At 72.9% G+C, this 21,295-nt stretch carries 22 protein-coding genes; 9 read left to right on the forward strand and 13 right to left on the reverse strand.

The window, feature by feature from the left end:
- Positions 1-29 precede the first annotated feature (29 nt).
- The 7 genes from ACZ4VF_RS13925 to ACZ4VF_RS13955 form a co-directional block, all read right to left on the reverse strand.
- Positions 30-542 (reverse strand): GNAT family N-acetyltransferase, encoded by a 513-nt coding sequence (locus tag ACZ4VF_RS13925; RefSeq protein ID WP_467925935.1) that lies wholly within the window; start codon positions 540-542, stop codon positions 30-32.
- Between the two features lie 427 nt (positions 543-969).
- Positions 970-1,728, reverse strand: coding sequence for a DUF2182 domain-containing protein (locus ACZ4VF_RS13930; RefSeq protein ID WP_467925936.1), 759 nt, complete (start codon positions 1,726-1,728; stop codon positions 970-972).
- Positions 1,725-2,339: a DUF1326 domain-containing protein gene (locus tag ACZ4VF_RS13935; protein ID WP_467925937.1), complete on the reverse strand. Its 615-nt coding sequence runs from the start codon at positions 2,337-2,339 to the stop codon at positions 1,725-1,727. Before ACZ4VF_RS13935 ends, ACZ4VF_RS13930 begins: the two co-directional genes overlap by 4 nt.
- A gap of 175 nt (positions 2,340-2,514) precedes the next feature.
- The gene (gene pqqB / locus ACZ4VF_RS13940) at positions 2,515-3,405 is read right to left on the reverse strand and encodes a pyrroloquinoline quinone biosynthesis protein PqqB (RefSeq protein WP_467925939.1); all 891 of its coding nucleotides are present in this window, start codon (positions 3,403-3,405) and stop codon (positions 2,515-2,517) included.
- Between the two features lie 189 nt (positions 3,406-3,594).
- The gene (locus tag ACZ4VF_RS13945; protein WP_467925940.1) at positions 3,595-3,987 is read right to left on the reverse strand and encodes an SseB family protein; all 393 of its coding nucleotides are present in this window, start codon (positions 3,985-3,987) and stop codon (positions 3,595-3,597) included.
- An 842-nt stretch (positions 3,988-4,829) separates the two neighbouring features.
- Positions 4,830-5,387 (reverse strand): isochorismatase family protein, encoded by a 558-nt coding sequence (locus ACZ4VF_RS13950; protein WP_467925941.1) that lies wholly within the window; start codon positions 5,385-5,387, stop codon positions 4,830-4,832.
- 34 nt (positions 5,388-5,421) lie between these two features.
- The gene (locus tag ACZ4VF_RS13955; protein WP_467925943.1) at positions 5,422-6,927 is read right to left on the reverse strand and encodes a purine-cytosine permease family protein; all 1,506 of its coding nucleotides are present in this window, start codon (positions 6,925-6,927) and stop codon (positions 5,422-5,424) included.
- 580 nt (positions 6,928-7,507) lie between these two features.
- Here ACZ4VF_RS13955 and ACZ4VF_RS13960 point away from each other — a divergent pair.
- Both ACZ4VF_RS13960 and ACZ4VF_RS13965 read left to right on the forward strand, forming a co-directional pair.
- Positions 7,508-8,482, forward strand: coding sequence for an alpha/beta hydrolase (locus ACZ4VF_RS13960; RefSeq protein WP_467925944.1), 975 nt, complete (start codon positions 7,508-7,510; stop codon positions 8,480-8,482).
- A 451-nt stretch (positions 8,483-8,933) separates the two neighbouring features.
- Positions 8,934-9,206 (forward strand): helix-turn-helix domain-containing protein, encoded by a 273-nt coding sequence (locus tag ACZ4VF_RS13965; RefSeq protein WP_467925945.1) that lies wholly within the window; start codon positions 8,934-8,936, stop codon positions 9,204-9,206.
- Here ACZ4VF_RS13965 and ACZ4VF_RS13970 read toward each other — a convergent pair.
- A complete protein-coding gene (locus ACZ4VF_RS13970) occupies positions 9,170-10,090 on the reverse strand; it encodes an NAD-dependent epimerase/dehydratase family protein (RefSeq protein ID WP_467926564.1) in 921 nt (306 codons plus the stop codon). The two genes, ACZ4VF_RS13965 and ACZ4VF_RS13970, sit on opposite strands and share 37 nt — an antisense overlap.
- 224 nt (positions 10,091-10,314) lie before the next feature.
- Entirely contained in the window at positions 10,315-10,803 is a 489-nt protein-coding gene (locus ACZ4VF_RS13975) for an alpha/beta fold hydrolase (RefSeq protein WP_467925947.1), read from the reverse strand.
- Positions 10,804-10,912: 109 nt separating this feature from the next.
- Between ACZ4VF_RS13975 and ACZ4VF_RS13980 the strand changes: the two genes are divergently transcribed.
- The 4 genes from ACZ4VF_RS13980 (at position 10,913) to ACZ4VF_RS13995 (ending at position 14,887) form a co-directional block, all read left to right on the forward strand.
- A complete protein-coding gene (locus tag ACZ4VF_RS13980) occupies positions 10,913-11,488 on the forward strand; it encodes a TetR/AcrR family transcriptional regulator (RefSeq protein WP_467925948.1) in 576 nt (191 codons plus the stop codon).
- Between the two features lie 104 nt (positions 11,489-11,592).
- Positions 11,593-12,519 (forward strand): acetoacetate decarboxylase family protein, encoded by a 927-nt coding sequence (locus ACZ4VF_RS13985; RefSeq protein WP_467925949.1) that lies wholly within the window; start codon positions 11,593-11,595, stop codon positions 12,517-12,519.
- Between the two features lie 7 nt (positions 12,520-12,526).
- Positions 12,527-14,113, forward strand: coding sequence for a succinic semialdehyde dehydrogenase (locus ACZ4VF_RS13990; protein WP_467925951.1), 1,587 nt, complete (start codon positions 12,527-12,529; stop codon positions 14,111-14,113).
- Between the two features lie 63 nt (positions 14,114-14,176).
- The gene (locus ACZ4VF_RS13995; protein WP_467925952.1) at positions 14,177-14,887 is read left to right on the forward strand and encodes a type 1 glutamine amidotransferase domain-containing protein; all 711 of its coding nucleotides are present in this window, start codon (positions 14,177-14,179) and stop codon (positions 14,885-14,887) included.
- Between the two features lie 146 nt (positions 14,888-15,033).
- On the opposite strand, the gene ACZ4VF_RS14000 is transcribed toward ACZ4VF_RS13995, so the two are convergent.
- Positions 15,034-15,357 (reverse strand): DUF2795 domain-containing protein, encoded by a 324-nt coding sequence (locus tag ACZ4VF_RS14000; RefSeq protein WP_467925953.1) that lies wholly within the window; start codon positions 15,355-15,357, stop codon positions 15,034-15,036.
- A 9-nt stretch (positions 15,358-15,366) separates the two neighbouring features.
- Complete coding sequence (locus ACZ4VF_RS14005; RefSeq protein WP_467925955.1) at positions 15,367-15,531, reverse strand: hypothetical protein; 165 nt, start codon at positions 15,529-15,531, stop codon at positions 15,367-15,369.
- Positions 15,532-15,713: 182 nt separating this feature from the next.
- Here ACZ4VF_RS14005 and ACZ4VF_RS14010 point away from each other — a divergent pair, with 182 nt between their 5' ends.
- Positions 15,714-15,908 (forward strand): DUF2795 domain-containing protein, encoded by a 195-nt coding sequence (locus ACZ4VF_RS14010; RefSeq protein ID WP_014670942.1) that lies wholly within the window; start codon positions 15,714-15,716, stop codon positions 15,906-15,908.
- 658 nt (positions 15,909-16,566) lie between these two features.
- On the forward strand, positions 16,567-17,391 hold the full coding sequence (locus ACZ4VF_RS14015) for a CAP domain-containing protein (protein ID WP_467925956.1): 825 nt from the start codon (positions 16,567-16,569) through the stop codon (positions 17,389-17,391).
- On the opposite strand, the gene ACZ4VF_RS14020 is transcribed toward ACZ4VF_RS14015, so the two are convergent.
- A complete protein-coding gene (locus ACZ4VF_RS14020; protein ID WP_467925957.1) occupies positions 17,358-18,557 on the reverse strand; it encodes an MFS transporter in 1,200 nt (399 codons plus the stop codon). The genes ACZ4VF_RS14015 and ACZ4VF_RS14020 overlap by 34 nt on opposite strands.
- A 54-nt stretch (positions 18,558-18,611) precedes the next feature.
- Between ACZ4VF_RS14020 and ACZ4VF_RS14025 the strand changes: the two genes are divergently transcribed.
- A complete protein-coding gene (locus tag ACZ4VF_RS14025) occupies positions 18,612-19,349 on the forward strand; it encodes an AraC family transcriptional regulator (protein WP_467925959.1) in 738 nt (245 codons plus the stop codon).
- Here ACZ4VF_RS14025 and ACZ4VF_RS14030 read toward each other — a convergent pair.
- Positions 19,344-21,158 carry a sigma-70 family RNA polymerase sigma factor gene (locus ACZ4VF_RS14030; RefSeq protein ID WP_467925960.1) on the reverse strand — a complete coding sequence of 605 codons (1,815 nt, stop codon included), beginning with the start codon at positions 21,156-21,158 and terminating at the stop codon, positions 19,344-19,346. The two genes, ACZ4VF_RS14025 and ACZ4VF_RS14030, sit on opposite strands and share 6 nt — an antisense overlap.
- Positions 21,159-21,295 lie beyond the last annotated feature (137 nt).

Raw genomic sequence — 21,295 nt, forward strand, 5'->3', positions numbered from 1 at the left:
GCCGCCTGCCGGCCGCCTGCCCGGCCGGCTCACGGGACGGGCTTTTCGAGCAGCGTGAACGACTTGGCCGCGCCGCCGGGCTGGGGTTTGCCCTCCTTGTGGCCGACGACCCGGTAGCCGGCGCCGAGGTAGTACGCGGTCAGACGATCGTTGCCCGCCAGGCAGTCGAGGCGCGTCAGGGTGCGGCCCGCCTCGGCCACACGCCGCTCCGCGGCCCGCAGCAGCCGTCGTCCCGTTCCCGGCGGGACGGCGGAACGGTCCACCATCAGGCGATGCACGTAGCCGGCCGTCGGGGGCTGCGGGCCCCAGGCGTCGGGGTCCTCCCACCACAGTTCCCAGGCCCCGACCGTACGGCCGTCGGCTTCCGCGACCCAGACCTCCCCGTGCTCCATGACCCGGCGGAAGTGGTCCTCCCCCAGTTCACCGGGCTGCCACTGGCCGGTGGGGCCCCGGGAGTTCATCCAGCGGGCGGCATCGTCGCGCAGGCGTACGAGGGTGGAGAGGTCGGCGTCGGCAGCCGTACGGAAGCGTATGTCGTTCACGGGCCGATCTTCGCATCGCGTCCGGCGGTGTCAACGGGAGAAGCACCGCAACGCGGCCCGCCTGTCCGGGCGCACCGTCACCGGCCTGCCGCGCCACCACCACGTGGAGCGCCCGGCCCGGTGAGGAGTACGGCGCGTGGGGCCGCGTGTCGCCGAGGGTGGCGACAGGCCCCGGGGCGTCGACGACATCGCCTTCCTCGGGGAGCGTGTACGGCAGCCCTTCGACCGCGTTGGGCGGCGGCGCGTCCTCTCCCTCGTGTCGGATCGCGCCGGATCGCGCCGGATCGCGCCGGATCGTGCCGAGGGCCATGACCACGGGCCTCGGCGGGTGCGACGGGCTCGTGTGGCGCGAGCGACGTGCGGCAGCGCCGGCCCCGGCCCTTCAGCGGAAACCGCCGGGTTGTCACCCGGCCGCCGCGAGGACGGGTCACATCCCGGCCGAACCGCCGCCTGTGAGGCCCGGGGCCAGGCCGGGGGCCCAGAAGACGGCGACGGCCAGGGCGATCGAGGCGATTCCCACGCCCCGGGCCACCACGTGCCCGGCCGGAGCCAGCTTCTCGACGGTGATCACGGCGGTCAGGACCACCATGGCCCACAGGTTCATGACGCCGAACACCGCGAGCAGCGCCATCAGCGACCAGCAGCAGCCCAGGCAGAACGCCCCGTGGTGGGCACCGGCGCGCAGATCGCGTGAGGGCCCCGGATACGAGGCGTAGCGCAGCATCATCCCGAGTGGGGACCGGCATTTCGCCAGGCAGCGGTCCTTGAGCGGGGTGAGCTGGTAGACGCCGCCGACCGCGAACACGGCCGCGGCCACCCAGGTCCCCGCCCCCGGGGGAAGGCTCGCCGCCCGGCCCAGGCCTGCGGACAGCGCGTACGCGGGCAGCCCCGCCGCGGCCCAGACGAGCACGTAGGCGGCCGTGAACACGGCCATGCGCGAGGCGCGGTGCGCGGTGATGGTGCGTGCGTACAGGGCGGCGACGGGCGCCGTGGCGGGCAGCATCATCGCGGCGATCATCAGCGTCCACATGCCCAGGAACAGGGGCGGATCCAGGCCCATGGTGCCGGGCATGGCCTCCGTACCGCCCCAGCGCGTCACCAGCCAGCCCCAGGCGGCGGCCGCCGCGACGAGCAGCAGCCCGGCGGGAGCCGTCCGGTGGCGGGCGAGGGCCGGGCCGCCGCTCACGCGGACCATGTGAAGGGCGCCGAGTGGCCGTTGCCGCCGGTGAAGTCCCAGGACCGGCCGTACACGCCGTTGCCCGTCGCCCGGGTGGAGCGGGCGATCGTCAGAGTGCTGCTCGCCGGGTGGAACATGCCGGTCAGGCTCATCACGGGACCGTCGTCGCCGTACTGCGGGGCGACCTGGTCCTCGATCTCGATGTCGATGGCGTCACCGATCCGCACGGCGTGGCGACGGCCGTCGTCGCGGTAGTCGATGGGGGTCCGCTCCACGCCGAGGACCTCGCCGATGAGCGGTGCGAGCGCCGCCATCGGCCCGCCGGCCTGGCCGGAGAACACCTTGCCCAGCGCTTCCGCCTGGCCGTCGTCGGCCGAGGCGTCGACGTACAGCGCCACCTGCCAGCCGCCGTCGGCCATCACCCGGGGGGCGTCGACGAAGACGGCGACGCTGCGGTCGGACACGTCCACGCCGTCGACGTTTCCGTCGTCCACGTGGAAGGCCAGGGTCACCTGGCAGCGCTCGTGGTCGGCCGGCGCGGTCAGGCCGGAGGTGGTGCAGGGGCACACGGTGTCGCAGTTACAGCTTTCCAGGTACGTGCCGTTCAGGTTCCAGGGCATGGTTCCTCTCCCTGTTGCGTGTCCCCCCGCGGCGAAGGGACAGCGTCGGGAGGGTCCGTCCCGCGCCGGTGCCGCTCTCCTCCAGGCTATTCCCGGTACTCCCCGGCGCGCAGTGCGGAGGACGGTGGCCCCGGCTCACCGCAACCGGGGCGGAAACCAGGAGGGCTCGGGCCCGCTAGAGCACCAGCTCGGCGCCGTCCGGCAGGACCTCGGCGCCGTGCTCGGCCACGTGCGCGCGTGCGGAGGAGGCCGGGTCCAGCAGCGGGTTGGTGTTGTTGAGGTGGGTGTAGATCCGGCGCGCGCCGGGGTGCCGGGCCAGCGCGGCGAGGGAGCCGTCCGGCCCGCTGACCGGGAGATGGCCCATGGCGGCCTGCCCGGCGCCGGAGCGCACCGCCGTCCCCATCTCGTCGGCGGCGAAGAACGTGCCGTCCAGCAGCACGCAGTCGGCGTCGGCGCACAGCTCGTCCAGGACGGGGCTCCAGGCGCCGACGCAGGGCGCGTAGACCAGTACTCCCCCGCTGGCCAGGTCCTCGACGCGGTACGCCGTCACCCACGGCTCCGTGGCCGCGGGCTCCGGCGCCGGTACGTACTTCGGGATCTTCACACCCACCGGATGGGCCGTCACGACGAGACCGCCGGCCAGCACGAACCCGCCGTCGGCCAGGCTGTCGGCCCACTCCCAGGGCGCGTAGCGGCCGAGTGCGGCACGGGCGGGGGCGAGGACGGCTCGCACCGGCGGCGCGGCGTAGACCTTCAGCCCCGCCGCTCCGCGCAGTTCGGCCAGACCGGCCACGTGGTCGGCCTCGGCGTCGGTGAGCAGCGCTCCGCGCAGCGGGGTCTCCCGGGGACCGGGGCCGGGCCACAGCGGTGCCGTGGCGGCGAGCTGGGTCCGCAGGTCGGGCGAGGCGTTCAGCAGCCACCAGTCCCGGCCGTTGCCGGTGACGGCGGCGCACTCCTGGCTCCGGGGAGGCAGTCTGCCGTACCGGGCGGCGGTGCAGAGCGCGCAGGCGCAGTTCCACTGCGGGAAGCCGCCCCCGGCGGCGGTGCCCAGCAGGACGACCCTCACGACCATCGGCTCCTTCGCGTTCGCCCGGACCTGTCTCCCGCTGGGATCTTCCCTTTCCGGGGGCTGGTGACCACCGGCGGCAGGGGGAAGTTCCGGCCGTCCTTCGGCGTAGGGGTCTCCGGGTCGCGTCCGCGGGGCCGGGCGGCGTGGGGGCCGCCCGCGCGGTCCCTGTCCTCTCCGGGGCTCGTATCAGCGGGCCAGCAGGGTGCGTACTCCCTGTGAGGTGAGGGTCAGCGCGTGGGCGGAGCTGCCGTCGATGGCGAGGGAGAGGTCCTCCTCGGGCCACTGCGCGGCGAGGGCGCCGAGCGGGATCAGGCGGTAGCGCGAGACGAACGGCAGCAGGCCGGCCATCTCGCCCTCGGACGTGAACACCGGGACGACCGGGTCGCCGCCGGGCTGTTCCAGGACGGGCAGCGCCACCGTCGTGGCGTCGGCGCCGTCCGCCGCGTCGTCCGGTACCGGGACGAGTACGTCACTGTGGGCGAGGGTGTCCAGTGCGGCCTGGTCCTCGGCGTTCACTGCGAGGGCGTCCAGCGCCTGCTGGGCGGGCGTCGGCAGGTCCTCGTGTGCGGGTGTCTCCATGGCTGGTCCCCAGGTAGCGGTGGTCGTACGGGCCGTCCGGGCAGGCTGCCGCCCGGGCGTGCTCCGCGTCGCGTACCCGGTGGGGTGCCGGGCATGCGTGGGGATCGGCGGGAGGTCCGGTGGGCAGGCGGTGCGGGCTGGCTGCGGCCTAGAGCGGGACGCCGCTCACCGTCGGGGCGCCGCGACCAGCGGCCCGTACAGCTCCGGCACCTGCAAGGCCCTGAGGCTGGGATCGGCGGGAGGCCCGGTGGGGAGGCGGTGCGGACGACGGTCGCGGGTCGACCGGGCGGGCCGGGCGCACCGCCGGTACGGATCTCCCGGACCGGGAGCCGGCCGGGCTGGCTGCCGCCTGGAGCGGGACGCCGCTCACCGTCGGGGCGCCGCGACCAGCGGCCCGTACAGCTCCGGCACCTGCAAGGCCCTGAGGTGGCGATCGGCGGGAAGTCCCGTGGGGAGGCGGTGCGGACGACGGTCGCGGGCCGTCGGCACGTCGGTCACCGCGCGCGTGCACCCCGCGATGATCCCAAGGCCGGGCGCACCGCCGGTACGGATCTCCCGGACCGGGAGCCGGCCGGGCTGGCTGCGGCCTGGAGCGGGACGCCGCTCAGCGTCAGGGCGCCGCGACCAGCGGCCCGTACAGCTCCGGCACCTGCAAGGCCCTGAGGTGGCGATCGGCGGGAGGCCCCGTGGGAAGGCGGTGCGGACGACGGTCGCGGGCCGTCGGCACGTCAGTCACCGCGCGCGTGCACCCCGCGATGATCCCGAGGCCGGGCGCACCGCCGGTACGGATCTCCCGGACCGGGAGCCGGCCGGGCTGGCTGCGGCCTGGAGCGGGACGCCGGTCACGGTCCGGGCGCCGCGAGCAGGTCGGCGATGGTGGTGACCCGGACCAGCGGCCGGTACAGCTCCATCACCTGCAGGGCCCTGAGGTGGGAGTCGTCGTCGGCGCCGGCACAGGCGTCGGCCACGACCAGGACCTCGGTGCCCGCGTCGGCGGCGGCCAGGGCGGTGGACAGCACACAGCAGTCGGTGCTGACGCCGGCCAGGACCAGGCGGCCGTCCGGGCCGAGCCGTGCGGCGAGGTCAGGGCTCCACTTGCCGAAGGTGGTGGTGTCCAGGACGTGGTCGGCGAGACCGGCGAACTCGTCGGTGAGGGCCCAGAGGCCGGCGTCGGCGGGCCGGCGGGCGAAGGGGAACTGGTCGTAGTAGGCGCGCCAGGCGCCGGCCGGCCGTGCGGGGGCCAGGAAGCGGGTGAAGGTGACACGGCCGGCGAAGGCAGGCAACAGGGCCAGTACGCCGGCTGCCGCGTCGGCGTACCGGGGGGCGGCCCAGGGACTCTCCGGGTCGGCGAAGACACGCTGCATGTCGATCACGGCGAGGTGGCCGGCGCTCGCGGTCATGTCCGGAGCACCTCCCCCGGTGCGGCGGCGGCGCTCACGGGTGCAGTACCTCCGCGTCGAGCGCCGGGCTCGGCGCCTGGGCCTCCTGGGCGCGGACCCGGCCCCGGCCCGGCAGCAGGGTGCCGAGGAAGGCGAGGGCCAGGGCGACCAGGACACCCAGGTTGGCGTAGGCCCAGGCGCCGGTCCTCCCGCCGAGTCCGAGGGGCTCCAGCAGATAGCCCTGCCAGGTCAGCCACCGCGCGGCGGTGTTGGTGACCAGGCCCCAGCCGACGGCCGTGGCGGCGAGGGTGAGGACCAGCGGGCCGAGGGGGACGTCGCCGTAGCGGCCGTGCGGGCGGAACAGGTCGCCGTCGTCGTAGTCGCGGCGGCGCAACGCCAGGTCGGCGAGCATGACGCCGGCCCAGGCGGCGATGGGCACGCCGAGGGTGGTGAGGAAACCCATGAACTGACCGAGGAAGTTGTCGGCGAAGAACACGATGTAGATCGCGCCGGCGATCATCAGCACCCCGTCGAAGAGCGCGGCCAGGTAGCGGGGCACCCGCAGGCCGGCCGAGAGCAGGGCCAGGCCGGAGGAGTAGATGTCGAGGACCGCGCCGCCGACCAGGCCGAGGACGGCGACCACGGCGAACGGCACCAGGAACGAGGTCGGCAGGAGGGTGGTCAGGGCACCGATCGGGTCGGCCGCGATCGCCTTGCTCAGGTCCGCGGAGGAACCGGCCAGCAGCAGGCCGAAGACGAGCAGGACCAAGGGGGCCAGTGAGGCGCCGAAGGCGGTCCAGCCGATCACTCCCCGGCTGGAGGAGCCGCGGGGGAGATAGCGGGAGTAGTCGGCGGCGGCGTTGATCCAGCCCAGGCCGAAGCCGGTCATCATGAACACGAGCGCGCCGATGAACTCCTGGGCGGACCCGGCCGGGATCGCGTCGACCGTGGGCCAGTGGATGTGGTCGGCGACGAGGGCGACGTAGAGGACCGTGAGGACGCCCGTGATCAGGGTGATCCAGGTCTGCAGTCGCATGATCAGGTCGAAGCCCATGACCCCGCCGACGACGGTCAGCGCGGCGACCACGAGCAGGGCGACCGCCTTGGTCTCGGTGCCTCCGCCCCAGCCGAGGCTGCTGAAGACGGTGGCGGTGGCCATCGTGGCGAGCGCGGTCAGGACGGTCTCCCAGCCGACGGTGAGCATCCAGGAGATGACGGACGGCAGCCGGTTGCCGCGCACGCCGTAGGCGGCCCGGCTGAGGACCATGGTGGGGGCCGAGCCCCGCTTTCCGGCGACCGCCATGAAACCGCACAGCAGGAACGAGACGGCGATGCCGAGCACCCCGGCGGCGAGGGCCTGCCAGAAGGAGATGCCGAAGCCGAGCGCGAAGGCGCCGTAGCCGAGGCCGAGGACGGAGACGTTGGCCCCGAACCAGGGCCAGAACAGGGAGCGCGGCGTGCCCCGGCGCTCCGCGTCCGCGATCACGTCCAGCCCGTGCGTCTCCACCTGGAGGGGACGGCCCGCGGCTCCGCCGCCGAGCGGGTCGTGCGGTTGGGTCATCGCCGGGTTACCTGCCCTACCTGTCCGGACCAGTCCGTTGACGATCACGCTAGGACGGCCCCCAGGGGGCGTCAAGGCGGGCCTTCGTGGGGGATCCCGGATTCCGTGGCCACATCTCCCTATGTCCTACCTCCATGAGCGATGGCCACCGTCGACACCGAGTACGGCGTCGACGAACGCGACTTCTCCATCGGATCCAGCGCGGCCCTGCCGGTCCCGCTCAGTGCGTATGCGGCACGACACTCCCACCCGCATCACCGACTGCGATCAAAGCCGGCCAGGCGGATCCTGTGGGAAGAGGAGCCTTCCGCCGGAGGTGCGCCAGGTCCATTCACCAGCAGCGCCCATGGGCGGAGCCGCTTCGCGCTGCGACCGGGGCTTGCCGAGGGTCGGAGCACCCGTCGGGCCGCACTCTGGGGGGTCCTGTTCTCGGCTCGCCCGATCGTTCGCTCCTCAGGCCGCACCTCGGAACGGGTGTCGCGATCATCTCGAAGGGAGTCGTTCGCGGCACCCGGCCTGGATGCGGACCGTCCGTAGCGTCGATGAGACAAGCGACCGGCATTCGAGGAAAGGATCAGCGATGACTGACCTTCCGGCCCCCACCACGCCGTACCTGGAGCCCGAGGCCAAGAAGCTCGCCGAGGACACCGACCCCCACCCGCGGATCTACGAGCTTCCGCCCGAGGAGGGGCGCAAGATCCTCAGCGACCTGCAGAGCGGCGAGGGCGTCGAGCGCCCGGCCGTCGACGAGGAGTGGGTCGACGTCGACGCCGACGAGTGGGGCACCGTCCGCACCCGCATCATCAGGCCCAAGGGCGCCACGGGCGCTCTGCCCGTGGTCTTCTACATCCACGGCGCTGGGTGGGTCTTCGGCGACGACAAGACCCACGACCGCCTCTTCCGCGAGCTCACCATCGGGGCCGGTGCCGCGGGCGTCTTCCCGGTCTACGACTGGGCGCCCGAGAAGGGGTACCCCACGCAGGTCGAGCAGAACTACGCCGTCGGCCAGTGGCTGCAGGAGAACGGCGCCGACCACGGCCTCGACACCTCCCGCGTCGCCGTCGCCGGCGAGTCGGTCGGCGGATGCATGTCCACGGTCTTCGCGCAGATGAACGAGGACCGCGGCGGGCTCGCGCTCAAAGCGCAGATCCTGCTCTATCCCGTGACCGGGCCGGACTTCGACACGCAGTCCTACCACCAGTTCGCGGAGCACTACTACCTCACCCGCGACGGGATGAAGTGGTTCTGGGACGCGTACACGACCGACGAGACCAAGCGCGAGGAGAAGTACGCCTCGCCGCTACGGGCGACCCTCGAGGACCTCAAGGGACTGCCGCCCGCCCTCGTCATCACGGCGGAGGCCGACGTTCTGCGGGACGGGGGCGAGCTCTACGCCAACAAGCTCCGTGAGGCCGGCGTCGAGGTGACGGCCGTCCGCGTCAGCGGGACAGTCCACGACTTCATGCTGTTGGACAGCCTGCGGGACACCCCGGCCACCAACGTCGCACGGAAGCTGTCCGTCGACGCGCTGCGGGACGCTCTCCACCAGGAGTGACCGCAGCCAGGAACATGGGCGGCAGGCTCGACAGGTCTGCCGCCCATCGCTGCGCCGACCACGGACCTGGAGGAGACACGATGAGCCCGAGCGCGACAGGTCCACACGTCGACGAGACCGAAGCGCGGGTCGTCGGTGAGGTATCGGCCTGCTGGAGTACGACGACTGCCGGGTGTCGGCGATCCATGGCCTCCGGGACGTCTTCCGTGTCGCCGGCGGGTACGCCGTGGAGCCGGCCGACCCTCCGAGCGTGATCCGGGTCAGCACCTGGGCGGTGTCCGCCACCGACGACGGACCGGTCATGGTCTGCGCCTCGGACACCATCCCGAGCTCGCGCACCGGCTCGGCCACGTCGTCATCCCGCCGAGCCTCGTCGTGCCCGAGCTGATGACGTCGGTCGGTGAGCTCACCGATCGGCTCGTCGGACGCCGGTCCGAGGGCACCACTCTCTGTGCCGTGTGCGCCGGCGATCCAGGCGGCGCGCATCGCGAAGGCACGCGAGGTGCTGGAGCTGACCACCGAGCCGGTCGCCCGGATCTCCCGCGGCGTCGGCTACCTGGACGTGTCGCACTTCCGTCGGCACTTCCGTCGGCTCTTCCAGCGCGCCACGGGCGCCACGCCGTCGGAGTACCGGAGCCGGTTCGGCATCGCGGCACGAGTCAGCCGCCAGGAGGACCCGCCGACGGGTCAGCCGGCGAGAATCCGCTCCACTCCCTCCCGGTAGCTCGTGACCTGGAAGTCGGGAAAGCGGGCCGCGAACTTCGAGCTGTCGAAGACGTTGTCGTCGCGGTAGCGGGCGAGCAGCTCGTACATCTCGTCGAGCGGCTTGACGAAGCGGCGCCCGAAACGGAAGGCGAGCATCGGCAGCACCGTGTAGCCGATCCTGCGGCCGGTGACCTCCCCGGCGATCTCGACGAGCTGGGCGTAGGACTGCAGGTCCGGGTCGACCGGCAGGTGCCACGTCCGGCCGTAGGCATCCGGCGTGTTGCCGAGCAGGGCGAGAGCGCGGCTCGCGTCGGGGGTCCAGATCAGGGAACGCTTGGCATGGGCGTCGACCGGGACGAACGGCCGCTTGTCCGCCTTGATCCGCTCGAACACCAACGAGTTCGTGTAGCTCTTCGTCCGGCCCGGTCCGTAGAACTCGGGCGCGCGGCCGATCAGGGCTTCGACCCGTCCGGTCTGCATGGCCTCAAGCAGCATGGTGGCGAGCTCTCCGCGGACCCGCCCCTTGCGGCCGCCCGGTGCGAATGCTGTCGACTCGGTCTGGGGCGCCGACGTTCCGGGATACATGTAGGTGTTGTCGAAGAAGACGAGCTTCGTGCCGTGTTCGGCGCAGGCGTCGATGACGTTGCGCATGATGACGGGGAACTGCCGTTCCCACAGCTCCGAGTCCAGGGGCAGGCCGACGGTGAGGTAGGCGATGTCACTGCCCGTGACGGCACGGCTGGTGGCGTCGGCGTCGGTGAGGTCCGCGGCCACGAGCTCATCGGTGTCGTTCACCCTCGAGGGCTTGCGGCTGACGAGGCGAATGTCCTTGGTGTGGTTGCGGTGGAGCTCGTTCACGAGCTCGTCCGCGATCGGTCCGCCGGCGCCGAGAACGGTCTGCATGGGTCTGGTCTCCTTGAGGTGGATGGTGCGGGTGCCGACGACGACTCGACTGCGAGCAGCGTCGTGCCACCACGTGACGACGGGGTCGGCCACCGTGGCCGGGGTGCGGACCCGGCCGATGTGGTCGTGGGTCGAGCCTCCGGACACCTGGGGCCGGTGTGGTGATCGGCTGGTCGACCACGTACGGCGGCGGCCGGTGAGCCCCGTGCGGGCCCGTTCCCGCATCAGGGTGCGCGCCCCGGGACCGCCGCACGCCGGCTTCGGGAGGTACCGAACACCTCCGTCATCGCCGGGCCCACCAGTGCCGCCATGGCAGCGATGTGCAGGCCCCCATGGGCGACGTGCCGATCGCGCGGGACCGCGCCGGCGACCGTGATCACCGCGTTGGTCGTCGGACGGGTGAGCTCGTGTCCGGATACGAGCCGTCCTCCGAGGCTGTGACCGAGAAGGAGCACCGGCCGCGCGGGTGGCTCCGCACGCACTACGGCGACGGCTTGTGCGATGTCGTCGGTCCCGTCGCGGTGGGCCCGGTCCCCGCGTCGGCTCGCTCGAGGTTCGCCGCGCTCGAACCCTCGCCGGCGCGGCGCTCGGGCTTGCCGCCCGTGGCGCTCGGACTCGGCGACCAGCGGCCGGTGGCAGCCGGAGCCGCTGGCCGTCGCCGGCGGGATGAGAACGACCGGTGTGCTGGTGCCACCCTTCTCAACGTCCGGCATGGGTCGCCGTCTGCGAGGTGATCACGGTGAAGGACGCATCGGGTCTCGGTTCCTCCGGACATGCGCTATGTTTACGGTGCTAACACAGCATAGGAGGGCGAAGTAAGCGATGTCAACTTCAGAGAAGAGTGGCTACCATCACGGCGACCTGCGGGCGGCGCTGCTGTCGACCGCGATGGAGATGCTGGAGGGCGGCGAAGCCTTCTCGCTGCGCGCCGTCGCGCGCCGGGCCGGCGTGTCGCCGACCGCGCCGTATCGCCACTTCAAGGACCGCGACGCCCTGGAGTCCGCGCTCGCCGCCGAAGGTTTCCGGGACCTGCTGGCCGACCTGGGCGGCGGGCGCGACCTGCCCGCCTCGCTCCCGGACCTGGCCGAGTTCGCCGTCGCCTACGTCACCTTCGCGCTGCGGCGCCCGGCTCTGTTCCGCGTGATGTTCGGCAAGCCGTGCGATGACGCCGACGACGAGCGGGTCAAGGCCGCCGAGGCCCTGCACGAGCTGCTGGCCGACGCGCTCGACCGCGTCTTCCCCGAGACGGACGCCTCGGCCCTGGCCTCGGCCGGCTGGGGGCTCGCCCACGGGCTGGCCTGCCTGTACCTCGACGGCAAGCTGCAGGCCACGTCGGACGAGGAGGTCGCCGACCGGGTGCGCAGCGCGTTCCTCGCCATCACGTCGGTCGGCTCCTGACGCGCGCCGCCCGCCCGTCGCGTGCCTCACATCCCCCGTTGTTGACGGTGCTCACATCCCGTGCGATCCTCGGTGTTAGCGCCGCTTACATTGGAGGAGAGTCCATGGCACCGACCGGCAAGCCGACCGACCGGACCGTAGAGGTCGATCTCGGAGGGCGTCTCGTCACCGTCCCCGAAGGCGGCCTCTATGACCGGTTCCGCATGGACACCGACCTCGACGAGGTCGAGCGGGACCCGCGCGTCAGCAGCGTCGACTTCTTCCGCCGGATGCCGAAGAGCCGCGTGGATTCCCGCATCGGGCGCACGCTGACGCCGAACTTCTACTACCGCATCTCCACGACCCGGCTCACGATGCTCGCGCCGGCCAAGGCGATCCGGGCCCGCCTGCCCCGGGAGCTGGACCCGCTCGAGATCGCCCCGGGGCTCGGGATCGTCTCCGTGATGGCCTTCCGCTACGACGTGTGCGACATCGACTTCTACACCGAGGCCGCGGTCGGCATCGCCGTGAAGCCGGCCCGGCACGGTGGGCTGGGCCTGCTCGACCTGGTCACCGGGCTCAAGAACGACTCCCTGCACTCCTACGTACTCTCGCTGCCGGTCAACACCGAGATCGCTCAGGTGCGCGGCCACGACGGCTACGGGTTCCCCAAGTGGGTCACCGAGCTCGACGTCGACATCGACACCGAGCGCACCTCCGTCAGGGTCGCCAACGGCCAGGGCGGCCTTGACCTCGCCCTGTCGGCTCCCACCCCGAAGCAGACCGCCCGGCCCACCGGCGCACACGTCTCGACCCTGACCTCCTACACCACGATCGACGGCGCCTGGCACTCCACGACCAGCCAGATCAACGTGCTCTCCTCGGGAACCACCCGGTTCCCCCGCGGCCTGGACCTGCAGCTCGGTGAGGGCCGGACGAGTGACGACCTCCGCTCGCTGAAGCCGATCCGGACGATCCGGCTCGACGTCACCACCGAAGGCCAGCTGGCGCTGCACATGCCCGTGCCCACCTCCATCCAGGACCGGAGCTGAGGACGAGATGACCACCACGAACACCGGCCACGTCGAGGCCGCCCTCCCGACCTCGCTGACGCCGGCCCGACTCGCCCGCCTGGCCGCCCTGGTGGCCGCCGGTGCTCGCGCCCAGCGGCTCGCCACGACCTCGCCGTACACCGGCGCACCGCTCGCGGACCTGCCGGTCTCCACCCCCGACGACGTCGAGGACGCCTTCGCCCGGGCACGCGCTGCCCAGGCCGGCTGGGCAGCCACGCCCGTGGCCGACCGCAAGCGCATCATGCTGCGCTTCCACGACCTCGTCCTCCAGCGGCAGGAGGAAGCCCTCGACCTGATGCAGGCCGAGAGCGGCAAGACCCGTCGCGACGCGTTCCTCGAGGTGAGCGACATCGCGATCACCGCCCGCTACTACGCGCGCAGCGCACGGCGGCTGCTCGCACCGAAGCGCCGCAAGGGCGCGATTCCGGTGCTGACCCACACCACCGAGCTGCGCCACCCCAAGGGCGTGGTCACCGTCATCTCGCCCTGGAACTACCCGCTCAGCATGGCCGCCGGCGACGCCATCCCGGCCCTGATGGCCGGCAACGCCGTCGTACAGAAGCCCGACACCCAGACCGCCCTGACCGCGCTGTGGGCGCTGGCCCTGATGCACGAGGCCGGACTGCCGACCGACGTCTGGCAGATGGTGGTCGGCCGCGGCAGCTCCATCGGAGACGCGCTCATGGCCGGCGGGGACTACATGATGTTCACCGGCTCCACCGCCAGCGGGCGCCGGATCGCGCGCAACGCGGGTGAGCGGCTGATCGGCGCGTCCCTGGAGCTCGGCGGCAAGAACGCCATGGTCGTCCTCGCCGACGCCGACATCGGGAAGGCGGCCGCCGGCGCGGTCGCCGCTTGTTTCCCCTCGGCCGGGCAGCTGTGCGTGTCCATCGAGCGGCTCTACGTCGCCGAGGAGATCCACGACGCGTTCGTCACCGCGTTCGTCGAACGCGTCCGGTCCATGCGCCTGGGTGCGGCCTACGACTTCTCCGTGGACATGGGCTCGCTGACCACTCCCTCGCAGCTCGAGACCGTGAGCTCGCACGTCGAGGACGCGGTGTCGAAAGGCGCGACCGTACTGGCCGGAGGAAAGGCCCGGCCCGACCTCGGGCCACTGTTCTACGAGCCGACGATCCTCGCCGACGTGACCCCGGAGATGACGCTGTTCGACCACGAGACGTTCGGCCCAGTGGTGTCGATCCACCGCTACCGGACGGTCGACGAGGCGGTGGCGATGGCCAACGCCACGCCGTACGGCCTCAACGCGAGCGTCTGGGGCCGCGACGGCGCCGAGGCCCGCAAGGTGGCGGGACGGCTGCACGCCGGCACCGTCAACGTCAACGAGGGGTTCGCCGCCGCCTGGGGCAGTATCGACGCCCCCATGGGCGGCATGGGGGACTCGGGCCTCGGCCGTCGTCACGGCGCCGACGGGCTGCTCAAGTACACCGAAGCCCAGACCGTCGCCCACCAGCGCCTCCAGGGCTTCACCCCGCCCCGCGGGGTGAAGTACGAGCAGTGGGCGCGGATCCTGACCGGGACGTTCAGGACGCTGCGTGCCCTGGGCGTCCGCTGACCGACCACCAGCCACGACGGCCCGCCACCTCGCCGTCCCGGTCCGCATGAAGGAAGATCAGCCATGACCAAGCGCGTCCTCGCCGTCGTCACGAACGTCGGCCACTACGACGACCCTTCCCACACCACTGGCCTGTGGTTGTCCGAGCTCACGCACGCCTGGCACGTCTTCGAGGAACACGGCTACGAGCAGACGCTCGTCAGCCCGGCCGGCGGCGCGGTGCCTCTCGAGCCGCGTGCGCTGAAGTTCCCGAACTACGACAGGACCGCCAGGGCTTGGCGCACCGACCCCGGGAAGATGGCGATGCTCCGGAACACGGCGAGCCCGGATCAGATCGACCCATCAGACTACGACGCGATCTACTTCACCGGCGGTCACGGGGTGATGTACGACTTCCCCGACAGCGAGGGCCTGCAGCGCATCACCCGTGAGATCCACGAGCGCGGCGGTATCGTCTCCTCGGTCTGCCACGGCTACTGCGGCCTGCTCAACACCCGGCTCTCCGACGGCTCCCACCTCATCGCCGGCCGCAAGATGACGGGATTCGCCTGGACCGAGGAGGTCCTCGCCCGCGTCGACAAGCTGGTCCCCTACAACGCCGAGGAGACGGCCAAGCGGCGCGGCGCGCTCTACGAGAAGGCGACACTGCCGTTCGTCTCCTACGTCGTCACCGACGGCAATCTCGTCACCGGCCAGAACCCGGGCTCGGCCAAGGCCACGGCGAAGAAGGTCGTCGAAGCCATCGAGGCCAACGCGTCGAAGAAGCGAGGCTAGGTCGAGACGCAGCCCTTCCGTGACGGAAGGGCCCCGGAGGGACGCCGCCGAACGCCGTCGCGCCCACCCGTCCCGGGTCACCGCGTCGGTCACGGCGCGGCTCGAAGCGCACGCGGGCGGCTCCGGGACGGACCCTGTCCGTCCGGTCAGCGGTCGAACTCCTCCATGATCGGGTTCTTGGGCTCCTCCCTGAGGTGCAGGGAGAGTCCCGGTCTGCCGTGGTGCCGTGCCGGTTCGCCTCGCCGGGTGGCGTCGGCGCCGAGGTCGGAGTCCGGGTCCACACGGACCGACCTCGCCACGCCCTCGCGGTCGGTGTAGTCCTCGGCGGGCATGCCGCGCAGGGCCTCGACGACCTCCTCGGAGGCTCCCGCCCGTCGCGCGGCCGAGACCAGCCGGTCCTTGTCCGCCGGGTAGGTCACGTCCTTCACCGCGTCCAGCACCTCGGGGACGCTGGTGCGTGCCCTGCTCATCACGCCTCCTTACGCGTCGCCGCTCTCGCCGGTGCCGTCATCCGGGTTCCCGTCGTCCTCGTCACCGACGTCCGCTCCCTCCGCCTGGGACGGCGTGGTGCGCGGCGGCTGTTCGGCCTCGGGGGTGCCCGGCTCCGGTTCGCCCTCGGCCTGGGATGGGGTGGTCTCGCTCATCGGATGCTCCCGGTCCTCTCACGCGCGGCGCGCTGTCCGGAGCCCCGGGTACCCGTGCGGCACGGAACCCATCACGCCCAGAATGTCTGAATCCGCCTCCGCAGGATGGGTACCTGAGCAGTCCGGCGCAGCATGCGGCGCCGGCCCGATGATCGTGCACCAACTCACCGCCTGGAGGAGCCATGGCGGGTATCACCCCACCTGACCTGCAGAAAGCCCTGTCGGGCGCGGACTACCCGGCCACTTCCGACCAGCTTCGGAAGGTCGCCGAGAACAACCACGCGCCCAAGGAGATCACCGAGCGGATCTCTCACCTCGGCAAGAAGAAGTTCGAGAACCCCGCCGAGGTCAGCAAGGCCGTCTTCCAGAACGAGTGACGGCCGGCGCACAGGGTGCGCGGCGGCCGGAGAGCTTCTGCTCCGGCCGCCGCGCGGTGCGTACGCCGTCCGGGAGGGGGCCCCGCTCCCGGTCCGGCCGGTCTGCCCCCGGCCGCCGTGCCGACCCGCGCGGGGTCTGCGGCCCATGAAGGAGCCGACGCCTCCGCCCCCTCCGACGCCCTTCCCTCCTCTCCCCCGCCGCCCCCCTGTGAACGCCGGGGGCTTTCCGCGTTCCCAGGCCGCGATGCGCGAGGGACACGACACGGACGGGGCGATCATCGGCAGCAGTCGGTCCCGCCGGGCCGACGACCTGGCGGCAGTGACATCCCTCACAGCGAAGGCGGCCACTAAGCGGGGCGTATAGTAGACACGGCCTCCACGACAAATGGGATTTGTCCGTCTTGCCGTGACTGGCGGGTGCGGTCACGAGGACCTCGAACCGGCCGCGCGGAAGCGTCCCGCATTCCTCGCCGCCCGCCTGTTCCTGACGCCTCGACAGCAACGTCGCAAACATCGCGATCGCGAAGTCGGCATCTCCTGGCCCGCCTGACAAGACCCCCGTGCGTCTACGACGCGAGATAGTAGACGCGGCACTTTGCGCTGCCTGTGACGCCGTCCCAACAATGAGCCCTCGGCGATCACCGAGTGAGGTTGACGTATGGGCCAGCACCGCAAAACGAAGCACTACCGGCGAATAGTCGTCGCCGCAGCAGCCGTCGGCGCCGTGGGCGTGCCGTCCGTCGCCCTGGCCTGTGCCGAGTGGCCGTACGGTACGCAGGACCCGGCACAGGCCGTCGTGACGAGCACACCCGTGGGGCAGTGGCAGTACACCCCCGGGCATCACCACAGCAACGTGTACGACACCCCCGGCGGCACCGCGTACGACACCGGTGCGCCCGGGACCACCGCGCCGTCCACGCCCCGGACCGCGCCCCCGCCGAGCGCCCACCCCACCGCCGGGAAGAAGGCCACGGTCCACCACCCCCATCGGACCACCGCCCCCGGCGTTCCGCAGGCCACCCCTACCGCGTCCTCTTCCCCCTCCCCCTCCGCCTCCGCCTCCGCCCCCGCGGCGCCGGGCACCCCGGAGCCCGCCGCCACGGCGTCCGGCGTCTCCGCCGAGATCCTGCGGCTGGTGAACTCCGAGCGCGCGAAGGCCGGTTGTCAGGCACTGACCCTCGACCCGGCGCTGACCAAGGCCGCGCAGGCGCACAGCGAGGACATGGCGTCCCACCAGAACATGTCGCACACCGGGTCCGACGGGTCGGACCCGGGCGCCCGCATCACCGCCGCCGGCTACACCTGGAGCAGCTACGGCGAGAACGTCGCCTACGGCTACGGCACGGCGGAGCAGGTCATGGCGGGCTGGATGGCCAGCCCGGGCCACCGGGCCAACATCCTCAACTGCGGGTTCAAGGAGATCGGCGTCGGCCTCGCGCAGCCCGGCAGCTACTGGACCCAGGACTTCGGCACGGCACGCTGAGTGCCGGCGGCCGGCGCGTCGTCCCGGCCGCCGGGACCCGCCGGTTCGGGCAGGGTGCGCAGCGCCAGCCAGCTGAGCGCCGGCATCAGGACCAGCGGGGCCAGCGCGGTCCGCAGGGACGTCGCGTCGGCGAGCCGGCCGATGAGGGGGCTCGCCAGTCCGCCGACGCTGACGGTCAGGCCGAGCGTGACGCCCCCGGCGGTGCCGACCCGCGAGGGCAGGTAGTCCTGGCCGAGGGTGACCTGGAGGGAGAACGGCACGTACAGACCGGCTGAGGTCAGGGCCACGCACAGGTACAGGGCGGGGCCGGGGACGAGGACGACGCCGGCGACCGCCGCGACCGAGAGCAGGTACGACCAGCGGCACACCGTCACGCGGTCCCGGCGCCCGGCGAGCCGGCCGCCCAGCACGGAACCGGCCGCGCCGCCCAGGTAGAGCACGCACAGCGCGGCCGTACCGGCCGTCGCGCCCCCGCCCGTGCGCTGCGCCGCGTACAGGGAGAGGAAGCTGCTCAGTCCGGTGAAGACGACGGAGCGGCACACCACGGCCAGGGACAGTCTCAGGAAGGACGCCCTGTCGTCGGTGCCGTACGCCGGCGCCGTGCGGGTGAGGTGCCGCCGTTGCTCGGTCGCGCGCAGGGCGGTCAGGTTCAGGGCCGCGCCGAGGAGCGCGGGCAGCACCAGCAGCGGCGTCCAGGCGAGTCCGCCCGTGCCCACGACGGCGGTCACCAGCAGCGGGGCCAGGGCGAAGCCGGCGTTGCCGCCGAGGGAGAACCAGCCCATGGCGCTGTGACCGGCCCCGCCGGCCAGCCGGGCCACGCGCGCCGACTCGGGGTGGTAGGCGGCCACGCCGGCGCCGGACACCGCCACGCAGACCAGCGTCAGCGCGTACGAACCGCTGGTTCCGCTCAGCGCGATGCCCAGCCCGGCCAGAAGGGTGCCGGCCGGCAGCAGCCAGGGAACGGGCCGGCGGTCGGTGAGCGCGCCGAACAGCGGCTGCGCCACGGAGGACAGCAGGGAGGCGGCCAGGACGACGCCCGCGGCCTCGGCGTAGCCGTAGGAGCGCTCGGCGACGAGGAACGGGATCAGGGACGCCACGGCTCCCTGGTAGACGTCGACGCAGGCGTGCCCGACGGACAGCAGGGTGATCGATGCTTTCCTTCGCACCCGGTCATGCTCCGGCCCCGCGGGGCTGTCGCGCTTTCGATAACCTGCCAGGTGATGACGGAGATCCGCCATGAGCCGGTGGCCCCCACCCGCACCCAACGGCTGGCGTCCGGCGCGGCGATAGACGCCCACCAGCACGACGACCACCAGATCGTGTACGCGGGCCGGGGCGTGGTGGCCGTCACCACCGACGCCGGTTCCTGGGTCGCCCCGGCCACCCGCGCCCTGTGGGTGCCGGCCGGCACCGTGCACGCCCACCAGGCGCACGGCACGCTCGAACTGCACCTGGTGGGGCTGTCCGCGGGCGAGAACCCGCTCGGCCTCCACGCGCCGACCGTGCTCGCCGTGGAACCGCTGCTGCGCGAGCTGATCGTCGCCCACACCAGCGCCCCGGACGACGGCAGCCCCGAACGGGCGCGGCTGCGTGCGGTGTTGCTGGACCGGTTGCGCGCCTCGCCCCGGCGTCCGCTGCATCTGCCGACGCCCGCGTCCCCCGTGCTGCGCTCCGTGTGCGACGTCCTGCGCGCCGATCCGGCCGACGGCCGCACGCTGGCGGAGCTGGGGCGTCAGGTCGGGGCGAGCGACCGTACCCTGTCCCGGCTGTTCCGCCGCGACCTCGGCATGACGTTCCCGCAGTGGCGCACCCAGCTGCGGCTGCACCACGCGCTGGTGCTGCTGGCCGAGGGGACGCCGGTGACGACGGTGGCGCACCGGTGCGGGTGGTCCTCGGCCAGCGCGTTCATCGACGTCTTCCGGCGCGCCTTCGGGCACACGCCGGGCAGCGGCTCATAGCTTCGCGCCGAAGGCCTGGGTCCACCACGGTCCGCCGGAGCCGTCGTGGACGCCCACGCCGATGTTCTTGAACGAGCAGTTGAGGATGTTGGCGCGGTGGCCGGGGCTGTTCATCCACGAGTCCATCACCGCCTGCGGGGTCTGCTGCCCCCTCGCGATGTTCTCGCCGTAGGTCGACCAGCGGTAACCGGCCGCGGTGATGCGCTCGCCGGGTCCGTCGCCGTCCGGGTTGGTGTGGTCGAAGAAGCCGCGGGCGGCCATGTCGTCGGAGTGGCCCTGGGCGGCCCGGTCCAGTTGCCCGTCCTCGGTGACCGGGCCGCAGCCGGCGGCGGCCCGCTCCTTGTTCACCAGGGCGACGACCTGCGCCACGGTGCCCGTGGGCGCCGGCTGCGCCTGCGGGGTACGGGAGGCGCGCGGAGTGCTCGGCGTGCTCGGCCGGGTCTTCGGAGCGCTGCTGGTGCGCGCCGGGCGGGGACTCCTGGAGGCGTGCGGCTTCTTCGAGTGCGAGGGGGAGGGCGACGCGGACGCCGAGGGTGAGGACGAGGTCGCGGCGGCGCTGGGTTCGGCGAGCTCCACGACGGGGGCGCCCGCCGTGTGCGCGGTGGTCGCCTCCTTGGTGCCCGGCCCGGAGCCGGTGCCGAAGTACCAGAGGCCGCCGCCCGCCACACAGGCCGCCACCACGGCGCTTCCGACGGCCCGGCGCCGTGTCCGCCTCCGTCGCCGCGCCTCGCCGCGGCCGCTGCCGCGGCGGCGCGAGGCGCGCAGCCCGACCGGTGCGCCGGCGTCACCGCCGGCGGCGCCCGGGTCCGCTCCGCGGGTGCCGGAATCCGCCGCGAGGTCGCCCGGGTCGGTTCCGGTGGCGCTCGGGGCTGTTGCGTCGGTGTGCGGGCCGGTTGCGGTCGTGCCCTGCGCCGGGCCCTGGTCCCATGCGGCGGTGCCCGCGTCCGCCGGCCCGTGGGCGGCGGACGCGGTGACCTGAGGGAGCGGTGCGGTCGAGGCGGCGGACGTCAGGCCGGGCACGGCGGACCGGGTCGCCGTCAGCAGCGCCGACGGCACCGCGACGAGGGCGAGTCCGGCCAGCAGCCCCTCCGCGGGCAGCAGACCGCTCCACAGTCCGCCGCAGCGCGCGCACTCCCGGGCGTGCCGGGCTATTCGCTTGCGCCACAGGGCGGAGGGCCGGCCGTCCCAGGAGGCCAGCGTCGCGCGCAGCTCCTCGCAGACCGGCCGCGCGTCGAGCGCCCGTACCACCACCCGGGCCGCCTCCAGCCGGGCCTTCATCCGCTGCACCCGGACCGCGGTGTGCTGCGCAGACACCGTGAGGGCCGCGGCGACCTCGGCCCGGGTCAGCTCACCGGCGCACTCCAGCCACCACAGCGACAGCACCTCCCGGTCGTCCGGCTCCAGCCAGCGGGTGGCGCGCGCGGTCTCCTGGCGCTGGCCGGACAACTGGAGCCGGACGATGGTCAGGTCCACGAAGTCGGCGCCCGGATCGGCGACGTCGCCGGTCTCCTCCACGGCGTCCGGGGCGAGTTGCCGGTCCTGCCAGTGCGCCCGGACCCGGTTCATGGCGATGGCCACGAGCCAGGAGCGGAAACTCTCCGGGGTGCGCAGGTCACCGAGCGAGCCCAGGGCCCGGAGCATGGTCTCCTGGACCACGTCGTCGACGTCGACCGAACCGTGCAGGGCCCGCCCCACGATGTTGTAGACCAGCGGGAGATACGCACTGACCAGGGCGTCCTGGGCCGCCGGGTCCCCCGCCCGGGCGGCGTTCACCAGTGCCGCCGTGTCCGCCGTGTGCTGTGTCCTCATCAGAGCTTCCCTGTCCTCGACGCCGAACGATGCTGTCCGTTACCTGGGAGACCGACGGGTGCGGTGCCGATAACAGTTCTTCGGAAAATCGTTCGACGGGAGACTCACAGCAGCGGTGCCCCGGCCGCAAGGGAGAA

This window comes from Streptomyces sp. NPDC029151 (assembly GCF_055564315.1).